At 54.2% G+C, this 17,471-nt stretch carries 12 protein-coding genes; 6 read left to right on the top strand and 6 right to left on the bottom strand.

What is annotated here, in order from left to right; translation table 11 throughout:
• Positions 1-169: 169 nt before the first annotated feature.
• On the top strand, positions 170-1,537 hold the full coding sequence (locus ED901_RS04390; RefSeq protein ID WP_056769772.1) for a glycoside-pentoside-hexuronide family transporter: 1,368 nt from the start codon (positions 170-172) through the stop codon (positions 1,535-1,537).
• Positions 1,538-1,568: 31 nt separating this feature from the next.
• Positions 1,569-3,893: an alpha-xylosidase gene (gene yicI, locus ED901_RS04385; protein WP_122095011.1), complete on the top strand. Its 2,325-nt coding sequence runs from the start codon at positions 1,569-1,571 to the stop codon at positions 3,891-3,893.
• A gap of 62 nt (positions 3,894-3,955) precedes the next feature.
• Here the strand turns inward: yicI and xylR are convergent, their stop codons facing one another.
• The 4 genes from xylR to xylF all read right to left on the bottom strand — a co-directional run bounded on the left by xylR (position 3,956) and on the right by xylF (position 9,119).
• A complete protein-coding gene (gene xylR / locus ED901_RS04380) occupies positions 3,956-5,143 on the bottom strand; it encodes a D-xylose utilization transcriptional activator XylR (RefSeq protein ID WP_056769768.1) in 1,188 nt (395 codons plus the stop codon).
• Positions 5,144-5,324: 181 nt separating this feature from the next.
• Positions 5,325-6,524 carry a xylose ABC transporter permease XylH gene (xylH, locus tag ED901_RS04375; protein ID WP_122095009.1) on the bottom strand — a complete coding sequence of 400 codons (1,200 nt, stop codon included), beginning with the start codon at positions 6,522-6,524 and terminating at the stop codon, positions 5,325-5,327.
• Positions 6,517-8,058 (bottom strand): xylose ABC transporter ATP-binding protein, encoded by a 1,542-nt coding sequence (locus tag ED901_RS04370; protein WP_122095007.1) that lies wholly within the window; start codon positions 8,056-8,058, stop codon positions 6,517-6,519. The genes xylH and ED901_RS04370 overlap by 8 nt, the downstream gene beginning before the upstream one ends.
• Before the next feature lie 68 nt (positions 8,059-8,126).
• On the bottom strand, positions 8,127-9,119 hold the full coding sequence (gene xylF, locus ED901_RS04365; RefSeq protein ID WP_056769764.1) for a D-xylose ABC transporter substrate-binding protein: 993 nt from the start codon (positions 9,117-9,119) through the stop codon (positions 8,127-8,129).
• A 381-nt stretch (positions 9,120-9,500) separates the two neighbouring features.
• Here xylF and xylA point away from each other — a divergent pair, with 381 nt between their 5' ends.
• The 4 genes from xylA (at position 9,501) to ED901_RS04345 (ending at position 14,523) form a co-directional block, all read left to right on the top strand.
• Positions 9,501-10,820, top strand: a complete 1,320-nt coding sequence (gene xylA / locus ED901_RS04360; RefSeq protein WP_056769763.1) for a xylose isomerase — start codon at positions 9,501-9,503, stop codon at positions 10,818-10,820.
• A gap of 106 nt (positions 10,821-10,926) precedes the next feature.
• Positions 10,927-12,378 carry a xylulokinase gene (xylB, locus tag ED901_RS04355; protein ID WP_122095005.1) on the top strand — a complete coding sequence of 484 codons (1,452 nt, stop codon included), beginning with the start codon at positions 10,927-10,929 and terminating at the stop codon, positions 12,376-12,378.
• A gap of 1,055 nt (positions 12,379-13,433) precedes the next feature.
• Positions 13,434-13,838, top strand: coding sequence for a CidA/LrgA family protein (locus ED901_RS04350; RefSeq protein ID WP_122095003.1), 405 nt, complete (start codon positions 13,434-13,436; stop codon positions 13,836-13,838).
• Complete coding sequence (locus ED901_RS04345) at positions 13,831-14,523, top strand: CidB/LrgB family autolysis modulator (protein ID WP_056769757.1); 693 nt, start codon at positions 13,831-13,833, stop codon at positions 14,521-14,523. The genes ED901_RS04350 and ED901_RS04345 overlap by 8 nt, the downstream gene beginning before the upstream one ends.
• Before the next feature lie 180 nt (positions 14,524-14,703).
• Here the strand turns inward: ED901_RS04345 and flgL are convergent, their stop codons facing one another.
• Together flgL and flgK are read right to left on the bottom strand one after the other, a co-directional pair.
• A complete protein-coding gene (gene flgL / locus ED901_RS04340; protein WP_056769756.1) occupies positions 14,704-15,666 on the bottom strand; it encodes a flagellar hook-associated protein FlgL in 963 nt (320 codons plus the stop codon).
• 64 nt (positions 15,667-15,730) lie between these two features.
• Positions 15,731-17,386, bottom strand: a complete 1,656-nt coding sequence (flgK, locus tag ED901_RS04335; protein WP_122095001.1) for a flagellar hook-associated protein FlgK — start codon at positions 17,384-17,386, stop codon at positions 15,731-15,733.
• Positions 17,387-17,471: the final 85 nt, after the last annotated feature.

The raw sequence follows: 17,471 nt of genomic DNA, 5'->3' as shown, positions 1-17,471 counted from the left end.
CTCCCGAAACGGGAGGTTTTTTCACCCGTTCTCCGCTCAACTTTCCGCCTTTTGCCCCCTGCGATCACAGAAATAAAGAAACATAATTTCAGAAGCAAAAATCTCAATAGCCCTAGCCCCCGCCAACCGTTAAAACCTTACTCTCCCTTTTCATATGGACGTTGAAGCAATGAGTACAGAAATCCTTTCAGTCAAGGAAAAGATTGGTTATGGATTAGGCGATGCTGCCAGTCATATCATTTTTGATAATGTCATGTTGTACATGATGTTTTTCTACACCGATATTTTCGGGATCCCGGCCGGATATGTCGGCACCATGTTCCTGCTGGCACGCGCACTGGATGCGATCTCTGACCCCTGCATGGGATTACTGGCCGACCGTACCCGCACCCGCTGGGGTAAATTCCGCCCATACGTGCTGTTTGGCGCAATCCCGTTTGGCATCGTCTGCGTGTTTACGTACACCACGCCAGAACTGAGCATGACCGGCAAAATGATTTACGCGGCCATCACTTACACGCTGCTGACCCTGATGTACACCGTGGTCAATATCCCGTATTGCGCACTGGGCGGGGTGATCACCAACAATCCTGAACAACGCATCTCGCTGCAATCCTACCGCTTTGTACTGGCTACCGCAGGCGGCATGCTGAGTACCGTACTGATGATGCCGCTGGTGAATTACATCGGCGGGGAAAATCAGGCCGTGGGTTATCAGGGCGGGATCGCCGTGCTGGCGATTGTGGCGGCAGTGATGCTGGCAATCTGCTTTGCCACCACGAAAGAACGTATCGATCCGGGCAAACCTACCGGCACCATGCGCGAAGATTTGCGAGATATCTGGCACAACGACCAGTGGCGTATTGTCGGCCTGCTGACCATTTTGAACATCATGGCGGTTGCCGTACGCGGCGGGGCAATGATGTATTACGTGACTTACATTCTGGGCAATCCGGTGCTGTTCGCCTGGTTCCTTGGCGTTTACTCCGTCGGCAACCTGTTCGGCAGCGCGCTGGCAAAACCGCTTACCGACTGGAAATGCAAAGTCAGCGTCTTCTGGTGGACCAATGCCATTCTGGCCGTTCTCAGCCTGTGCATGTTCTTCCTGCCGGTTAACGGCAGCGTCCTGATGTTTATCTTCATCTTTGTTATCGGCGTTTTGCATCAACTCGTGACGCCAATTCAATGGGTAATGATGTCCGACACCGTCGATTACGGTGAATGGAATGATGGCAAACGTCTTACCGGCATCAGCTTCGCAGGCACCCTGTTCGTCCTGAAATTGGGCCTGGCACTGGCCGGTGCCATGATCGGCTGGATGCTGGCGGGCTCGGGTTATCAGTCCGGCGCTGCCATCCAAAACAGCGCCACCATGACCAGCATTGTCGCGCTGTTCACGCTGGTTCCGGCAATCTGCTACCTGCTGAGCGCCATCATCTGTAAACGCTATTACATTCTGCGCACCCCGCTGTTGCGTCGCATCATCGACGAAGTCGCGCAGGGCATCCGCCGCAATCAGCAAGAATTTATGAAATGAATTGGAAGCAGTGTAAAAGGAGGGTTTTACCTTGAAAATTAGTGACGGTAACTGGTTAATCCAGGACGGACTCACACTCACGCACCCGTTACAGGTGTTTGAAGTGCAGAGAACGGGTAACGAGATGGTGATTTACGCCGCGCCGAAAGACGCGTCTGAACGCGCCAGCCAGCTTGATTCGCCAATGTTTACGCTGCGATTTTTCTCGCCGCAGACCGGCGTGATTGGCGTGCGCATCACTCACTTTGACGGCGAAGCAGACAAAGGCCCGCACTATCCGCTGATTCAGTCGGATACGCCGGAATTGCGCTTTGAAGACAACGACGAGTTTGCCGCGTTACACAGCGGTTCGCTGTCGGTGCATGTGACCAAAGGCAACAACTGGACGCTGGATTTCCTGCGCAATGGCCGTCGTATTACCGGCAGCGTGGCAAAATCTAATGGTTACGTTCAGGACGGCAACAGCCAGAAAACCTACATGATGGAGCGGCTGGATCTCGGCGTCGGCGAAACCGTGTACGGGCTGGGCGAGCGCTTCACCGCGCTGGTCAAAAATGGTCAAACTGTTGAAACCTGGAACCGCGATGGCGGCACCAGCACTGAGCAATCCTACAAAAACATTCCGTTTTATCTGACCAACCGTGGCTACGGCGTGCTGGTGAATCATCCGGAATGTGTGTCTTTTGAAGTCGGTTCAGAAAAAGTCTCTAAAGTTCAGTTCAGCGTGGAAGGCGAATACCTGGAGTATTTCGTCATCGACGGCCCGACGCCGAAAAACGTTCTCGACCGCTATACCCGTCTGACCGGCCGCCCTGCACTGCCGCCAGCCTGGTCGTTCGGTCTGTGGCTGACCACTTCATTTACCACCAACTATGATGAAGCCACGGTTAACAGCTTCATCGACGGCATGGCAGAGCGTGAACTGCCGCTGCATGTCTTCCACTTCGACTGCTTCTGGATGAAAGCCTTCCAGTGGTGTGATTTCGAATGGGATCCTCAGACCTTCCCTGACCCGCAGGGCATGTTGCAACGCCTTAAGGCGCGCGGGCTGAAAATCTGCGTGTGGATTAACCCGTACATCGGCCAGAAATCCCCGCTGTTCCATGAAGGCAAAGAGAAAGGTTATCTGCTGAAACGTCCTGATGGCCGCGTCTGGCAGTGGGACAAATGGCAAGCCGGCATGGGCATTGTCGATTTCACCAATCCGCAGGCCTGTGAATGGTACGCCGGGCATCTGAAACGCCTGGTGGATATGGGCGTCGATTGCTTTAAAACCGATTTCGGCGAACGTATCCCGACGGACGTCGTCTGGCATGACGGCTGCGACCCGCAGAAAATGCACAACCACTATGCGTTTGTGTACAACAAACTGGTGTACGAAACTCTGCAGGAAAAACTCGGCGAATCCGAAGCCGTGTTGTTTGCACGCTCCGCTTCTGTCGGCGCGCAGCAATTCCCGGTGCACTGGGGCGGCGACTGCTACGCCACCTACGAATCAATGGCGGAAAGCCTGCGCGGAGGTCTGTCGATCGGCCTGTCCGGTTTTGGTTTCTGGAGTCATGACATCGGCGGTTTCGAAAACACCGCGCCGGCGCATATCTACAAACGCTGGTGCGCGTTCGGATTACTGTCGAGCCACAGCCGCCTGCACGGCAGCAAATCCTATCGGGTACCCTGGGTCTACGATGATGAAGCCTGTGATGTGGTACGTCAGTTCACGCAGCTCAAATGCCGCCTGATGCCGTATCTCTACCCTGCGTCTGCGCAGGCCGCCAGTCAGGGTACGCCGGTAATGCGCGCCATGATGCTGGAGTTCCCGGAAGATCCGGCGTGTGACTATCTGGACAGGCAATACATGCTGGGCGATAACGTTCTGGTTGCGCCGGTCTTCAGCGAAGAAGGCGATGTGGATTTCTATCTTCCGCAAGGCCGCTGGACGCACCTGCTGAACAACGACGTCGCGGAAGGTTCGCGCTGGCATCGTCAGCAGCATGGTTTCGACAGTTTGCCGCTGTATGTGCGTCCCAACACGCTGCTTGCGCTGGGGAGCAATGATCAGAAACCGGATTACGATTACAGCGAGAAGCCGCAATTCCATCTGTTCGAGCTGGAAGACGGTATGATTGCTGAAAGTCAGATTACGGATCTGCAAGGGAATGTGGTCTTTACCCTGAAAGTTCAGCGTACGGGCAACACGCTGACGCTGAACAGCGAAGGTAAGGCCACTGACTGGACGCTGTGCCTGCGCAATATTCATCAGGTAGAGCATTGCGATCTCGCCAGCGCCTCTGACACCGCGCAAGGGATGATGATCACCCCTGAACACGGCAACCGCCAGTTCGTGATTACCCTATAAAACACTTCTACCCTGCCCCGGCGCTGATTAAGCACCGGGGCAGTTTATGCAAACCTTTTGTTTCAGCTCTCCTGATAAACGCCTTCACCATGAATGCTGCGGTATTCTTTTGGCGTCATTTCATAGCCTTTTCTGAACACCGAATAAAAATATTGCAGTGAAGGATAACCACACATTTGCGAGATTTCGTTAATGGAGATCGACGTCGCTGCCAGCAGATTGCGGGCGCGGTCGAGTTTCTCTTCGTGGATAACACCGTGGATCGTCTGCCCCGTTTCATCTTTGAAACGCTTTTCCAGGTTCGAGCGAGACATGCCAATGGCATCCAGCACCTGCTCCACTTTGATCCCTTTACAGGCGTGGTAACGGATGTAATGCATCGCCTGGATCACCGCCGGATCACGCAGTGAACGGAAATCGGTAGAGCGGCGTTCAACCACCTTCACCGGCGGCACTAAAATGCGCTGCAACGGCAAATCGCGCTGATCAAGCAGCTGATGCAGTAACTTCGCTGCGCGGTACCCCATCTGGCGAGTGCCCTGCACCACCGAAGACAACGCGACCCGCGAGAGGTAGCGCGTCAGCTCTTCGTTATCAATCCCGATCACACTGAGTTTTTCCGGCACCGGGATGTTGAGGTGCTCACAGACCTGCAATAAGTGGCGCGCGCGGGCATCGGTGACCGCAATAATGCCGGTTTGCTGCGGCAAGGTTTGCACCCAGTCAGCCAGCCTGTTCTGCGCGTGTTGCCAGTTTTCCGGCGCGGTTTCCATCCCCTGATACACCACACCCTGATACTGCTCGGAGGCCACCAGGGCTCTGAACGCGTGCTCGCGCTCCTGCGCCCAGCGTTTCCCCCCGGTATCGGGCAGACCATAAAATGCAAAACGATTAATGCCCTTTTCTTTCAGGTGCATAAACGCGGCTTCCACCAGCGCGAAGTTGTCGGTGGCGATGTAATGCACCGGCGGATAATCCTCTTCCCGGTGATACGAACCGCCGACGCCGACGATGGGCACCTTCAGATCTTCAAGCAGCGTCTCTATTTCGCGATCGTCGAAATCGGCAATAACGCCGTCGCCCAGCCAGTCTTTGATGTTATCTATACGACAGCGAAAATCTTCTTCGATGAAGATATCCCAGTCGCTTTGTGAGGCCTGCAAATATTCGCCCACACCTTCCACCACCTGACGGTCGTAAACTTTATTGGCGTTAAAGAGCAGCGTAATCCTGTAGCGTTTTTCAAACATGCCTGTTTCTCACCGATGATTACATTGACTAAAGCCTTGTTCCCCCACGCGGAGGAACAAGGCTAATTGCGTTGCTGAATAACACAACGGCAGAAGAACTGTAGATTCTGGATTGTGATTATGTGAGGTAAACCAGATTTCCCTTAGTCAGTGCCGGAAAATTCTGCATATCTCGCCGTATTTATGCCCGACGCTTGGTCGCGGAATCCATCCATACCGCCAGCAGCAAAATCGCGCCTTTGACGATGTACTGCCAGAATGTCGGAACATCGAGCATGCTCATCCCATTATCCAGGGACGCCATGATGAATGCGCCCATCACCGCACCGGCCACGCTGCCAACACCGCCCGCCAGGCTGGTACCGCCGATAACACACGCGGCGATCGCATCCAGCTCCGCGATATTACCCGCCGACGGTGAACCTGCACCCAGACGCGAACTGAGGATAAGACCGGCGATGGCCACCATCAGCCCGTTGATGGCAAACACCGCCAGCTTGCTGCGTTCGACGTTCACGCCCGACAGCCGCGCCGCCTCAATGTTGCCGCCAATAGCATAAATACGACGCCCGAACGATGTGCGTGACGCCATAAACATGCCGCCAAGCATCAGCGCAACCAGGATCAGCACCGGCGTAGGTACGCCACGGTAATCGTTGAGCAGATAAATCGCCCCCAGCGCCACAATGGCGGTCAGTGCCTGACGGGTCACGTCAGTTCTGGCGGCCGCCACCGGCAGCCCGAGCGCGCTGCGTTGTTTACGTCTGCGCCACTGCCAGCCGATAAACAGCGCCAGCGCCACCGCACCGATCCCAAAACCGAAAGAACCCGGCAGATAACTCTGACCGATTAAAGACATCGCGGGCGTGGTCGGGGACACCGTAGTGCCGCTGGTAATGCCAATCAGAATGCCGCGAAATGCCAGCATGCCGGCCAGTGTGACGATAAATGACGGCACTTTGCGATATGCCACCCACCAGCCGTTCCATGCCCCCAGTAACAGGCCAAGCACCAGTGTTACCGCAATGGTCAGCGGAAGCGGCCAGCCAAGCCAGACGTCAAAAATGGCCGCCACGCCGCCCAGCAGCCCCATCATTGAGCCGACGGAAAGGTCGATTTCTGCGGAGATAATGACGAAAACCATGCCGACGGCCAAAATGCCGGTGATCGCCGTCTGGCGCAGCAGGTTCGAAATATTTCGCGCGCTGATGTACGCGCCGTCTGTCGTCAGGCTGAAAAAAACAATAATTACCGCAATGGCGGCCAGCATCACAAAGACCTGCAAGTTAATATTTTTTAGCTTTTGCAGGGAAAAGACGGCATCCGGCTTATCCACCGGCGTGGCAGCCGCGGGGGTTCCTGGCTGTGGAAATTTAGACATGCGTTTCACTCCTCAATGCGGCTTCCATGACCTGTTCCTGACTTAAATTGTTGTTGTCCAGACAGGCTTTAACCTGTCCCAGATGCATCACCACCACCCGGTCGCTGAGCCCCAGCACCTCGGGTAACTCCGAGGAGATTACGATGATCGCCATTCCCTGTGCCGCCAGCTGACCAATGAGTTTGTAGATTTCATGCTTTGCCCCGACGTCGATACCGCGCGTGGGTTCATCGAGGATCAGGATTTTGGGTTTGAGTAACAGGCAGCGCGCCAGAATGGCTTTTTGCTGGTTACCGCCGCTCAGGCGTCCAATCGCCAGTTCGGATGAAGACGTTTTGATTTTTAGCTGTTTCACCGATTCGCTGATGGTGAATTGCTCCTGCGCCTCGCGCAAAACACCGCCGCTGCTGAACTGACTGAGCGCTGCCAGCGTAATATTGCTGCCCACGGCCATGACCGGCACAATGCCATCGCGTTTGCGATCTTCAGGCACCATCGCCAGCCCGCGACGCATGGCATCACGACAGTCGGTGATCTGCACCTGATGACCTTCCAGCCAGACATCCCCCGACCAGCGCCCCGGATAGACACCGTACAGACACTCCATCATTTCGGTTCTGCCTGCCCCCACCAGCCCGGCAACGCCCAGCACTTCGCCCTGACGCAACGTGAATCCGGCGTTATCGACCCTTTTGATGTGACGGTTAACCGGATGCCATGCGTTCAGGTTTTCAACACGCAAAATCTCTGCGCCGATCTGCCGGTGACGTGGCGGGAACAGCTCCGTTAATTCGCGGCCGACCATCATGGAAATGATCTCCTTTTCTGACGTACCGGCCGCGTTGCAGGTGGCAATGTGCCTGCCGTCTCGGATCACACAGAGCTTGTCAGAAATGGCTTTCACTTCAGTCAGTTTGTGGGAGATATAAATACAGGCAATATCGTGATGACGCAGATCCCGGATGATATCCAGCAGAATGGCCGTTTCACTTTCGGTCAGCGATGCGGTGGGTTCATCAAGCACCAGCAGGCGCACCTGTTTATTCAGCGCTTTGGCAATTTCTACCAACTGACGCTGCCCTAATCCGAGATTGCCCACCAGCTGATGAGGGTCGATATCCAGCTTCACCTGCGCCAGCATACGCTGGCAGCGAAGATACATTTTATCGGTGTCCAGCAGGCCATAACGGCCCCACTCGTTGCCGAGAAACATGTTTTCCAGCACGCTCAGTTGTTTCACCAGCGCCAGTTCCTGATGAATAATCGCAATACCTTTTTGTTCTGTGTCGCGGATGCCTTTCGCGCTCAGACGTTCACCGGCGAAATAAATTTCGCCCTCATAAGTGCCCTGGGGATAAATACCGCATAACACTTTCATTAATGTGGATTTCCCCGAGCCATTTTCGCCACAAAGCGATAACACTTCCCCGGCAGACAGTGTAAGACTAATATTATCGACCGCTTTTACCGTGCCGAACTTTTTAGTGATATTACGCATTTCCAGCAACGGTGATTTTTCAAATTGTTCTGGCATAGTCAGTATCCTGATAAAAACAACACCGCCCAATGAGAGGTGTTGTTTTCATAGATAATATTGAAAAATTAAAGATCTGATTTTTTATGGAAACCGTCAGCCACTACCGTGCTTTCAATATTATTTTTATCTACCGGAATAGGCGTTAATAAAAATGAAGGCACTTCTTTTTTCCCGTTATTTAAAGTGGCATTAGATTTAGGTGCTTCACCCTTACCTAACTGCACGGCAATTTCTGCCGCATCATTGGCCAGTTTGGTGATTGGTTTGTAGACCGTCATGGTTTGAGTTCCGGCTTCGATACGTTTGATGGCCGCCAGATCGGCGTCCTGACCGGAAATCGCCACTTTGCCCGCCAGCCCTTGCGCAGACAAGGCCTGTACCGCACCGCCGGCAGTGGCATCGTTGGACGCCACCACCGCATCAATTTTGTTGTTGTTGGCGGTCAGCGCATTTTCCATGATCTTCAGCGCATTTTCCGGCAACCACCCGTCAGCCCACTGGTCACCGACGATTTTGATTTTTCCGTCTTTGATCAGCGGATTTAACACCTTCATCTGCCCGGCGCGGAACAGCTTGGCGTTATTGTCCACCGGCGAGCCGCCCATCAGGAAGTAATTGCCCTGAGGAACGCGTTCCACCAGGCTTTGAGCCTGCAGTTCCCCGACTTTTTCGTTATCAAAGGAGATGTAAAAATCGATATCAGCGTTGTTGATCATGCGATCGTACGCCAGCACTTTGATGCCTTCGCGCTTGGCTTCGGCGATAACATTACTCAGCACTTCGCCGTTATAAGGAATGATGACCAGCACATCGACGCCGCGGTTGATCATATTTTCGATCTGCGCCATCTGCGTTTCTTCGTTGCCGTTTGCCGACTGAACAAAAACATCGGCGCCCAGCGTTTTGGCTTTAGCCACAAAAATATCACGGTCTTTTTGCCAGCGTTCTAAACGTAAGTCATCAATCGCCATACCTATTTTTATTTCTTTCGCCATGCCTGTCTGGCTGAACAATATCAACGCAGCACAGGCAGAAAGAATCATTTTATTCATTTTCATTTTTCAGACCTTTTATAAGAATAAGAAGAGGCAGATACAGAGAAACCGTACAGAAATGACACAGGGATTGTTGTCGCTGAATAATTAATCGGCAATTGCAGATTTTAATCACCGCATTATGATTTTTTGTTTATTTCCGGAAGTTTGATGAAGATCATGGTTTGATTGTAATTCGACACTGATTAGTAATTTTATTATCGAGGCATCACGCGAAAGTCAGAGAAAAGCAAGATGAATGGGGTTAATTATGCGATCTACTGCACATTTAATAATTCTATTAAATTGAGTGTGAAATAACGTAATTGTTAGAAGAAGTCACAACTCCGAAGATAGGGCCTCAGCCTCCCAGTCCCGCTGGGCCCGTTTTCAAGGAGTTTTTCAATGCACGCATATTTCGACAAGCTGGATGCAGTTCGCTACGAAGGTGCTAACAGCACTAACCCGCTGGCATTTCGTCACTACAATCCTGAAGAAGTGATCCTCGGCAAAACCATGGCTGAGCATCTGCGTTTCGCAGCCTGTTACTGGCACACATTCTGCTGGAACGGCAACGACATGTTTGGCCCGGGCTCATTTGTTCGCCCATGGCAGCAGCCGGGTAACGAACTGGAACTGGCCAAGGCCAAAGCCGATGTGGCGTTCGAATTCTTCAAAAAACTGAACGTGCCTTATTACTGCTTCCATGACGTGGACGTGTCGCCGGAAGGCGCATCCCTGAAAGAATACGTTAACAACCTGGCGGTAATGACTGACGTTCTGGCACAGAAACAAGAAGCTACCGGCGTGAAACTGCTGTGGGGCACGGCGAACTGCTTCTCTAACCCGCGCTTTGGTGCCGGTGCGGCGACCAACCCGAACCCGGAAATCTACAGCTGGGCCGCGACGCAGGTGGTCAATGCCATGAATGCCACCCAGAAACTGGGCGGCGAAAACTATGTGTTGTGGGGCGGCCGTGAAGGTTACGAAACCCTGCTCAATACCGATCTGCGTCAGGAGCGCGAACAACTGGGTCGCTTCATGCAGATGGTGGTTGAGCACAAACACAAAATCGGCTTCCAGGGCACGCTGCTCATCGAACCTAAACCGCAGGAGCCAACCAAACATCAGTACGATTATGATGTGGCGACGGTGTACGGCTTCCTTAAACAATTCGGTCTGGAAAAAGAGATCAAAGTTAACATCGAAGCAAACCACGCAACGCTTGCCGGTCACTCATTCCATCATGAAATTGCGAACGCCATTGCGCTCGGGATCTTTGGTTCTGTCGATGCTAACCGTGGTGATCCGCAATGTGGCTGGGATACCGATCAGTTCCCAAACAGCGTTGAAGAAAATGCGCTGGTCATGTATGAAATCATCAAAGCGGGCGGATTCACGACCGGCGGCCTGAACTTTGACTCTAAGGTTCGTCGTCAAAGCACCGATAAATATGACCTGTTCTACGGCCATATTGGCGGCATGGACACCATGGCGCTGGCGCTGAAAGTGGCAGCACGAATGATTGAAAGCCGTGAACTGGATAAACACGTTGCGCAGCGTTACGCCGGCTGGAATACCGAACTGGGCCAGCAAATTCTGCAAGGTAAGATGTCTCTGGAATCCCTCAGCAGCATGGCGCAGCAAAATGAGATCAATCCTCAGCACCAGAGCGGCCAGCAGGAACGTCTGGAAAATCTGGTTAACCGTTATCTGTTTGGTTAATGCATAAGCAATGATTTACGCCCTGCCTGCCTCCGGTTCGCAGGGCGTTATTTATTTATGCAGGCATGAATGGGTTACCCCCTACTGACATAAAAAGGAATCTGGTATGTATCTCGGTATAGATCTCGGCACCTCTGGCGTTAAAGTGATTTTACTCAGTGAAGAGGGTCAGGTGGTTGCCAGCCACAGTGAGGCGTTAACCCTTTCCCGCCCCCACCCGTTATGGTCAGAACAAGATCCCGCCGACTGGTGGACAGCCACCGGCAACGCGATTTCAGCACTCTCGACGCGTCACCCGTTAAAACAGGTTAAAGCGATCGGGATCACCGGGCAGATGCATGGCGCAACCGTGCTGGATGCCGGGCAAAACGTCCTGCGTCCGGCCATTCTCTGGAATGATGGCCGCAGTTTCAGCCAGTGCCAGCAACTGGAAGCCGCCGTTCCTGATTCGCGCCGTATCACCGGCAACCTGATGATGCCGGGCTTCACCGCACCAAAACTGCTTTGGCTGCGTGAAAACGAACCGGCCTTGTTTGCCAAAATCGACAAAGTATTACTGCCAAAAGATTACCTGCGTCTGTTAATGACCGGCGTTTTTGCCAGCGACATGTCTGATGCCGCTGGCACAATGTGGCTTGACGTGGCCAACCGTGACTGGAGCGACAGTATGCTCGCCGCCACCGGCCTGACGCGTCAGCATATGCCTGCACTGTTTGAAGGCAATGAGATCACCGGCCAGCTGCTGCCAGAACTGGCCGCACGCTGGGGCATGGATTGCGTGCCCGTCATCGCAGGCGGTGGGGATAATGCCGCAGGTGCCGTCGGCGTCGGTTTATATAAAACCGGACAAGCGATGTTGTCACTCGGTACATCCGGCGTCTATTTCGCGGTCAGCGACGGGTTCCTGAGTAATCCGCAGCAGGCCGTTCACAGTTTCTGTCATGCATTACCCGACACCTGGCATCTGATGTCAGTGATGCTCAGCGCCGCCTCCTGTCTTGACTGGGCCGCAAACCTCACCGGCACGGCTTCTGTTGCAGAACTTATCGCGCTGGCAGAGAACACGCCACCGGCAGATTCACCGGTCTGGTTCCTGCCGTATCTTTCCGGCGAACGCACCCCGCACAATAACCCGAATGCCAAAGGCACCCTCTTCGGCCTGACGCACCAGCACGGTCCGGCGGATATCGCCCGCGCGGTTCTCGAAGGCGTCGGTTTCGCGCTCGCCGATGGCATGGATGTGTTACATGCCACCGGCCTGAAGCCGAAAAGCATTACGCTGATCGGCGGCGGCGCACGCAGCCCTTACTGGCGGCAAATGCTGGCGGATATCAGCGGTCAGACACTGGAATACCGCACGGGTGGCGACGTCGGTCCAGCGCTGGGCGCGGCAAGACTGGCGCAAATCGCCGGAAATCCGGGCAAACCGGTGGAGCAGTTCCTGCCGGAACTGCCGCTTGAACAGGTGCATCAACCCGACGCGCAGAGACATACTGCGTATGGCGCCCGCCGCGAGGTATTCAGGGAGTTGTATAAGCGGCTTGAAGACTTGATGTGATAGTGGCTTCAGCCAATTCTTCAACGTTAAAACCTTGGGCTCGCCGCCCAAACCGGCCAAAAGGGGCCAGGACGGGCCCCTCTCCCACGTCTTTTTAACTGCGCGCTGCCGCTCGCAGGCTGTGTTTCAGCGGCTCCGGCTATTGCCGCAAAATCCGGCCGCTGCGCGCTGCATCAAGGTCAAGGTCGTGGGCGCCGGCCCACACCGGGTTAAGGGGCGTAAACGCGCCCCTTAACAATCCCGCGTTTTTTTTAACTGCGCGCTGCCGCTCGCGGGCTATGTTTCAGTGGCTCCGGCTATTGCCGCAAAATCGCGCCGCTGCGCGCTGCATCAAGGTCAAGGTCGTGGGCGCCGGCCCACACCGGGTTAAGGGGCGTAAACGCGCCCCTTAACAATCCCGCGTTTTTTTAACTGCGCGCTGCCGCTCGCGGGCTATGTTTCAGACACTCCTCCTATTGCCGCAAAATCCCGCCGCTGCGCGGTGCCCTCCGCTCGGGTTACAACCCGCGCAAAAACACGCGCGGTTTTCCACCACTCCCTCCGGCGTGATTTTTGAGTGCGGCCAATGGCATTTTTAAAGTCAAAACGATGTGTTTGATTCTGCTTTCCTCCTTCCACATCGCAGAAGGAGAAAAATATTTGTTTTACATAGCCTTAGGCCGCGCTCAAAACGACGTCGAATGAACGGTGAGAAACCGCGAGGGTATTTTTCCGAGCGGGTCCGAACCTGAAATGAGAGGACCGCGCAGCGGCGGCGTTTGCGGCAATAGGAGGAGCCGCTGAAACATAGCCAGCAAGCGGCAGCGCGCAGTGAAAAGAGCCTGGGGTTCTTAGGGGTGGCGGCGATAAGCCACCCCTAAGGCCGGTGTGGGTGGCAACCCACGGTCTTGACCTTGAAGTTGAATTTAACCCCCCTCCTCCCTGCTTAACACTTTCCCCGCGCCAAGACGCCCCCATTTGGAATACACTTCATTCCTAAATTTCATACTGAGTTATGTGGCACAGATCACATCTTAATTGTATGATGAATGCATCATTCAACTGGGTGAAACACCATGAGCAACGCAGTCTCTCTGGCATTTCAATATATTCGGGCGTTTATTCTGATTTACCTGTGTTTATTCGCCGGTAACGCCATTTCCTCTCTTTTGCCTCTCACTATCCCCGGCAGCATTATCGGGATGCTGATTTTGTTTTGCCTGCTCTCAACACAAATTCTGCCGTTTAAATGGGTCAAACCCGGCTGCAACGTGCTGATCCGCTACATGGCGTTGTTGTTCGTTCCTATCGGCGTCGGGGTGATGAATTATTACGAGCAGTTGCGTACGCAGTTCGGTCCGCTGGTGGTGTCTTGCCTGGTGAGTACGCTGGTGGTGCTGCTGGTGGTGGCCTATTGCTCCCACTATATTCACGGCGATCGCGGGACAATTAAGGAAAGCGCGGAGGAAAAAAATGATTGATATTCTGTGGTCTTTGCCGCTGACGCTGCTGGTCTTTTTCGCTACCCGCAAACTGGCGATCAGGCTCAAAATGCCGCTGCTTAACCCGTTGCTGATGTCGATGGTGGTGATTATTCCTTTGCTGCTGGTGACCAACATCCCTTACGCACGCTATTTTGCGGGCAGCAAAATCCTTAACGATTTGCTGCAACCCGCCGTGGTGGCACTGGCGTTTCCGTTGTACGAACAGCTACACCAGATCCGCGCGCGCTGGAAATCCATTATCAGCATCTGCTTTATCGGCAGCGTGGTGGCGATGGTTACCGGTACCGCCATTGCCTTGTGGATGGGGGCAACACCGCAGATCGCCGCATCGGTATTACCGAAATCCGTCACCACGCCGATTGCAATGGCGACAGCGCAATCCATCAACGGTATTCCTGCTATCAGCGCCGTGTGCGTGATCTTCGTCGGGATCCTCGGCGCCGTTTTCGGCCACAGTATTTTGAATCTGCTGAAGATCACCACTAAGGCGTCGCGCGGCCTGGCGATGGGTACTGCGTCGCACGCACTCGGCACTGCACGCTGTGCGGAAATGGATTATCAGGAAGGCGCGTTCAGCTCACTTGCACTGGTGATTTGCGGGATTATCACTTCCCTGCTCGCCCCGTTCCTGTTCCCGGTACTGTTAGCGTTGTTTGGATGAGCTGACCAGAGGCATGACGAGGAAAAAGAGTATGTCACTTCAACCTTAGAAAAAGTGACATACAAAACTGAAAGTACCCGGTTTAAGTACAGTCAGAAAACAGCCTGCCTGCCCGCGTTAAAACGGGCAGGCAGTCGATAACGAAGAGGAGATATCTTGCGCGAAGCCGCGCAGGAGGGATTACGAATTCATCTGAAACAGTGACATGCCCTGCATGGTGCTGTACGTCTTATAAGACGCCTGAAGCGCAACCTGCTGCAGCGTATAAGTCGAAATTGCTGACGTCCAGTCGGTGTCCACCAAATCACTCAGCTTGCTGGCGTTGGTCACTTCACGGTTATCACCGAGCGTATCCAGCGTGTCCAGCTCACTCATCTGCGTACCCAGCTCTGAACGCACAGACAACACGTTGTTCAGTGAGTTGCTCAGGCCACGGTTGGCTTTACCAATCGCGTCCGTGTACTCGGTGTCGGTGGTGTAATCCGCAGACGGCGTTTTCAGGGCTTTCAGCGCACCATCAATGGTTTTGAAGATATCGGGCTCGCTGGGGTCACCGTTGGGTTCCGCTTTCGCATCACCGGTCAGGGTCTGGAAAACTTCATTACCGGTGTGGTTGATGGTCATGGTACGGCTGGCATCCACCTGCTGAGTGATGGCCGTTGTGCCGCCCGAATAAGACACTGCACCCGTGGTCGCATCTTGCGTAAACGGCGGTGTATCACTCTTATAACCGGCAAAAATATAGCGGCCATTACCGTCGGTGCTGTTCGACATGTTGAGCAGCTGAGACTTCAGGCTTTCGAGTTTGGTCGCCAGAGAAGAACGGTCATCATCGCTTAACGAGCCGTCACCGGCCTGAACGATCAGCGTCTGCGCGTCCTGAATCGTGCTGGTCACACTGGAGAGAATCGATTCTTCCTGACTCATGCTCTGATTAGCGAAAGTGCGCGCCACTGAAAACTGTTTGTTTTCAGCAGATGCCTGACGAACCAATACGGCCTGCGATGCCGCCAGCGGATCGTCCGAAGGCTTGCTCACTTTAGAACCGGTAGACAGCTGTAAACCGGTGGCCTGAAAACGGTTCTGACCATCCAGAACCGCATCCATGTTTTGTTGATAAATCATATTGGTACTAAGGCGCATGGCATCAGTTCCTTATCAGTTCAAATAATACGTTCTAAACACCAGCGGCCTGAAGGCGGCGGTATCAGCGAAGGTTGATGATCGCGTCGAAAATCGTCGAAGCCGTCTGCACGACCTGCGCGTTCGCCAGATAATATTGCTGGTAACGTTGCAGATCGCCGTATTCCTCATCGAGGTTAACCCCGGAGATAGACTGCTGCTGTGCGGTCAGCTGGGTCACAATGTTGGCCTGCGCGGTATTGGTGGTAGTCAGTGTGCTGACCTGGTTCCCCACGTTGCTGACCAGGCTGGCATACGCGCCGGACAAGGTTGATTTACCTTCCACCAGTTTGGCGGTTTGCAGATTCAGCATTTTCTGCGCGTTGGTGTTATCGCTGACGCCGGTGTCTGCTGAGCCCGCAGCGGCGATCAGTGAAGAATCGCTGATCGCGACATTCACACTGCCCGCCACATTACTCACCGTTTTGATGGTGAAACTGTCTTTGGTTGACGGGGTGCCGCTGACAGAAACGGACAGGCCGTCGAATTCCATCGTCGGGTTACCGTTGCTGTCATTCGGGCCTGTGGTCGGCGTGATTTTTGCCCCGTCGGAAACGCGGGTCACATCCCAGCTGCTGCCGTTATAAGCCATGGTGTAATCGCTGGCTTTAACCGCTGACGTGTCGGTGTAGGCCACGCTCACATCCGCCGTACCCTGGTTTTTGGTGTTGCCTACCGTGGTTGCGCCGGTGAAGGTGAAGAAATCCGTTCCCTGGGTGCCATTGAGGTCGAAACCGGCTTTGTTGGTGGTGTTGAAGCTGTCAGCCATCGTCAGCGCTAACTGACCTAACTGGTTGATGGCCGGTTCCAGGTTATCTTTGCGGAAAGACAACGCGCCACCGAGAGAACCGGTGGTCATGCGGCTTTCCTGGATCTGCGACACGGAGCCATCCGGCTGCGTCATGCCCACGGTCATTTTGGTCGGATCTGCACTGGAGGCGACGGCCACCACAGTTTTAGCATTTCCACCGCTCACCAGTGGCACGCCGTTGGCAAAGGAGACGTTGTAGGTATCGCCATCCTGCTGCGTGACGGTGACACCGGTAATGTCGTTAAGCTTGCTGACCAGCTGATCGCGTTGATCGAGCAGCGCATTAGGCTCCTGCCCGGTGCTGCCGCGCGTGGTGGTGATCTGCGTGTTCAATTTGGCAATCTGCGAGGCGAACGTGTTGATCTGATCAACGTTCTGCGAGATCTGCTGGTTAACGGCGGTGTTCATGTCGTTCAGGTATTTTGCTGAACTGGTGAACTGCGCGGTCAGCCCTTGTGCTTCGCCCAACACAGCCTGACGCGCGGAGCTGTCGCTGGCGTTGCTGGTCAGGGTTTGCAGGCCCTTGAAGAAGGTCGCCATGGTGGCATCAATGCCCGTTGAGCTGTCACCCAGCAAGTCATCAATGGAGCTTGCCTGGCCCAGTTGGGTCGATAACGCGCTGCTGGTGGCGCTGGAACCCAGTAACTGCGTCACCACAAAGGCGTTGTACTCGCGGTTAATGCCGGTGACGGTGACGCCGTTACCGATATAGCCTGCGCCCGTCGCGGTGCCGTTGCTTTGATTGATGATCGTTGTCTGGCGGTTATAACCGGCCACACTGACGTTAGCGATGTTATTACCGGTGGTGCTGAGCGCAGCCTGCGCTGCGTTCAGTCCGCTCATTGCGGTATTGATTAAGCTACTGGACATGAGTGACCTTTTGGCTGCCGGTGTAAAATTTTACCGCCGGATAATTAAAGGGTTCGGGTCGGGGGCTGGCCCTTTTCCCATATTG

This window comes from Rahnella sp. Larv3_ips (genome assembly GCF_003697865.1).
Taxonomy (GTDB): domain Bacteria; phylum Pseudomonadota; class Gammaproteobacteria; order Enterobacterales; family Enterobacteriaceae; genus Rahnella; species Rahnella rivi.
This window is presented reverse-complemented; position numbering and strand designations above follow the sequence as displayed.

Coding starts and splice junctions, on each gene's coding strand:
- ED901_RS04370 (WP_122095007.1), bottom strand. CDS start 8,058: ATGCCAGAACAATTTGAAAAATCACCGTTGCTGGAAATGCGTAATATC.
- ED901_RS04350 (WP_122095003.1), top strand. CDS start 13,434: ATGAGCAACGCAGTCTCTCTGGCATTTCAATATATTCGGGCGTTTATT.
- ED901_RS04345 (WP_056769757.1), top strand. CDS start 13,831: ATGATTGATATTCTGTGGTCTTTGCCGCTGACGCTGCTGGTCTTTTTC.
- xylF (WP_056769764.1), bottom strand. CDS start 9,119: ATGAAAATGAATAAAATGATTCTTTCTGCCTGTGCTGCGTTGATATTG.
- flgK (WP_122095001.1), bottom strand. CDS start 17,386: ATGTCCAGTAGCTTAATCAATACCGCAATGAGCGGACTGAACGCAGCG.
- ED901_RS04390 (WP_056769772.1), top strand. CDS start 170: ATGAGTACAGAAATCCTTTCAGTCAAGGAAAAGATTGGTTATGGATTA.
- xylR (WP_056769768.1), bottom strand. CDS start 5,143: ATGTTTGAAAAACGCTACAGGATTACGCTGCTCTTTAACGCCAATAAA.
- xylB (WP_122095005.1), top strand. CDS start 10,927: ATGTATCTCGGTATAGATCTCGGCACCTCTGGCGTTAAAGTGATTTTA.
- xylA (WP_056769763.1), top strand. CDS start 9,501: ATGCACGCATATTTCGACAAGCTGGATGCAGTTCGCTACGAAGGTGCT.
- flgL (WP_056769756.1), bottom strand. CDS start 15,666: ATGCGCCTTAGTACCAATATGATTTATCAACAAAACATGGATGCGGTT.
- xylH (WP_122095009.1), bottom strand. CDS start 6,524: ATGTCTAAATTTCCACAGCCAGGAACCCCCGCGGCTGCCACGCCGGTG.